This window comes from Actinosynnema sp. (genome assembly GCF_052038725.1).
Window position 1 is genome coordinate 1 of the sequence record NZ_JBQGCX010000364.1, and the last position, 2955, is coordinate 2955.

Below are 2955 nucleotides of genomic sequence, written 5' to 3' on the forward strand. Positions count from 1 at the left end.
AGTCGATGACGATGATGCCGCCGACGTCGCGCAGCCTGAGCTGCCGGACGATCTCCTCGGCCGCCTCCAGGTTGTTCCTGGTGACCGTCTCCTCCAGGTTGCCACCGGATCCGGTGAACATCCCGGGGGTGACGTCGATGACCGTCATGGCCTCGGTGCGGTCGATCACGAGGTAGCCGCCGGAGGGCAGCCAGACCTTGCGGTCCAGCGCCTTCATCAGCTGCTCGTCGATGCGGTACTCGCCGAACGCGTCGGAGTTGCCGACGTGCCGGTGCAGCCGGTCCTGCAGGTCCGGCGCGACGTGCCGCACGTAGCCGTCGATCGTGTCCCAGGCCTCGGAGCCCTGGACGACCAGGCCGGAGAAGTCCTCGGTGAACAGGTCGCGCACGACCTTGACCAGCAGGTCCGGCTCTTCGTAGAGCAGCTGCGGGGCCTGGGCCTTGGGCGTGGCGGCCTTGTCCTTGATGATCTGCCACTGCGCCTGCAGGCGGGTGACGTCGCGCGCCAGCTCCTCCTCGGCGACGCCCTCCGACGCGGTGCGGATGATCACGCCCGCGTCGTCGGGGACGACGCGCTTGAGGATGTCCTTGAGGCGCTTGCGCTCGTTGTCCGGCAGCTTGCGGCTGATGCCGGTCGCGCCGCCGCCGGGCACGTACACCAGGAAGCGGCCGGGCAGGCTGATCTGGGTGGTCAGGCGGGCGCCCTTGTGGCCGACCGGGTCCTTGGTGACCTGCACCAGGACGCTGTCGCCGCTGGACAGGGCCTGCTCGATCTTGCGGGCCTTGCCCTCAAGGCCTGCCGCGTCCCAGTCGACCTCGCCCGCGTAGAGCACCGCGTTGCGACCGCGGCCGATGTCGATGAACGCCGCCTCCATGCTGGGCAGCACGTTCTGCACCCGGCCGAGGTAGACGTTGCCGACCAGCGAGCCGGAGCCCGCGGACGTCACGAAGTGCTCGACGAGGACGCCGTCCTCCAGCACGCCGATCTGGGTGCGGTCGCCGCGCTCGCGCACGACCATGGTGCGCTCGACGGCCTCGCGGCGGGCCAGGAACTCGGCCTCGGAGAGCACGGGCGCGCGGCGGCGACCGGCCTCGCGGCCGTCCCTGCGGCGCTGGCGCTTGGCCTCCAGGCGGGTGGAGCCCCGGACGCTGCGCACCTCGTTCTGCGCGGCCTCGGAGTCCGCCCGGTCGTCGCGCGCGTCGCGGGTCTCGCGGACGTGCACGACCGTGTTCGGCGGGTCGTCCTCGTTCGGCGCGGACTCGTCGTCGGCGCCGGACTTGCGACGGCGGCGGCGACGGCGGCGACGGCTGCCGCCGCCCTCCTCCTCGTCGTCGGACGCGTCGGCGGCGGGCTCGTCGGCCTCGGGCTCGGCCTCGGCGGCCGGGGCCTGGTCGACCTCCTCGGCGGACTCGTCCTGGTTGTCCTCGACGCCCTTGCCGCGACCGCGACCGCGACGGCCGCGACGGCGGCGGCGGCGGCCGTCGCCATCGCCGTCGGCGTCGTCGGACGCGTCGGCGTGCTGGTCGTCGGCCTCGTCGTCCTCGTCCTCGGGCTCCGCCCTGGTGACGGGCACCGCGGTGGTCGCGACCGGCGTCGGCGGCAGGAACATCGCCGACGGCGGGGCGAACAGCGGTGTGAGCGCCGCCACCTCGCGGGCGGGCACAGCCGCCTCCACCTCGGTGACGGTCAGCTCGTCGACGTCGCCGGTGACGATGTCGTCCCAGTTCAGCAGGCTCTCGCCGACCTTGATCGCGAGGTCCCTGGTGACGCTCGACTGGGCACTGCGCACCGTCTCGCCGAGATCGGCGAGCGCGGCCAGCACGTCCTTGCTGGTCGTGCCGAGCAGCTTCGCCAGGGCGTGCACCCGCAGCTTGGCGGGCAGGTCGGCGAGCGCCGGGTGTCCGGGTGTGGCGCTACCCCCGCCGGCGGGGCCGGCGGGCTTGTCCGTGTTCGACATGCAACTCCTCCGCCCCCGGGCGCGTCATGGTTGGAAGTGACGCGGCCGCGCAGGGGCCTCTCTTGTCCGCTCTCCGCCGCGGCTGGCGGCGGGAATCCTTGCCTCGCGCTGCGCGCGCACCACTGTCGGCACGCGGCACAGCAGGTCCTGTCCCGGTCGACGACGCCGTCAGCGCCGCTCACGGCGCCGGGTCAGCCCTCCTCCACCGCCACCCTGTCCAGGGCGAGCGGGTCGACCAGGCCGCCTTCGTCGTCGAGCCGCCCCTGCGCCATCCGGGTCGCCTTCGCGGGGACCGGCGGAACGAGGTCGGCGACGACTCCGAGCGCGCTCAGCACGTCGTCGGGTCGCACGGTAGGGGTTAGCTGCCGCACGACCATGACAAGTATCCCACACGGAAGTGACAAACCCCCTGCATCGTGTTCCGCGTCGCTCGAAGGGGCTTCGCCCGAAGCGGGCCCGGCGACCGACGCGGTGACCACGGCGGGGCGCACGTCGATCATCCTCTTGCCGTTCTTGGTGAGCCGCTCGACCTCGACCGACTCGGCCGCGAGCAGGGCGGACACCGCTTCGGACAACCGTTCGGGGTCCACGCCGGGCAGCTCCACGCGCCAGGCGCTCGCCTCGATGCGCTCGGTCAGCGACCCCCCTCCGGCCTGCACCACCTCGAGCACGTCGAGCCCCGGCGGCATGGCCCGGTCGAGCTCGGCGCGCAGCGCCTCGGGGTCGACCGCGTCGACGACGGACACCTCCACGTACTCGGCCTCGCTGGCCACCCCGGTCGGCGCGGCGCCCACCCACGACACCTTCGGGTGAGGGCTGAAGCCCTGGGAGTAGGCCATGGGCACGCCCGCTCGGCGCAGCGCGCGCTCGAAGGTGCGGGCCACGTCGCGGTGCGACGTGAACCGGAGCCTGCCGCGCTTGGCGTAGCGCACGCGCAGCTTCTGCACCGCGGCGGCGGACGGGTTGGGTTGTTGCTGGCGGCTCAGTGCTGCTCCCCA

2 protein-coding genes are annotated in these 2955 nt (G+C 73.2%); both read right to left on the reverse strand.

The genetic code is table 11. The features are described 5' to 3' along the window. Positions 1-1957 (reverse strand): translation initiation factor IF-2 N-terminal domain-containing protein (locus ACTUAL_RS07380; protein WP_440899713.1); only part of this gene is annotated, 1957 nt, incomplete at its 3' end. A gap of 191 nt (positions 1958-2148) precedes the next feature. Beyond that, positions 2149-2904 (reverse strand): TIGR03936 family radical SAM-associated protein, encoded by a 756-nt coding sequence (locus ACTUAL_RS07385; RefSeq protein WP_096491856.1) that lies wholly within the window; start codon positions 2902-2904, stop codon positions 2149-2151. Between the last annotated feature and the right edge of the window lie 51 nt (positions 2905-2955).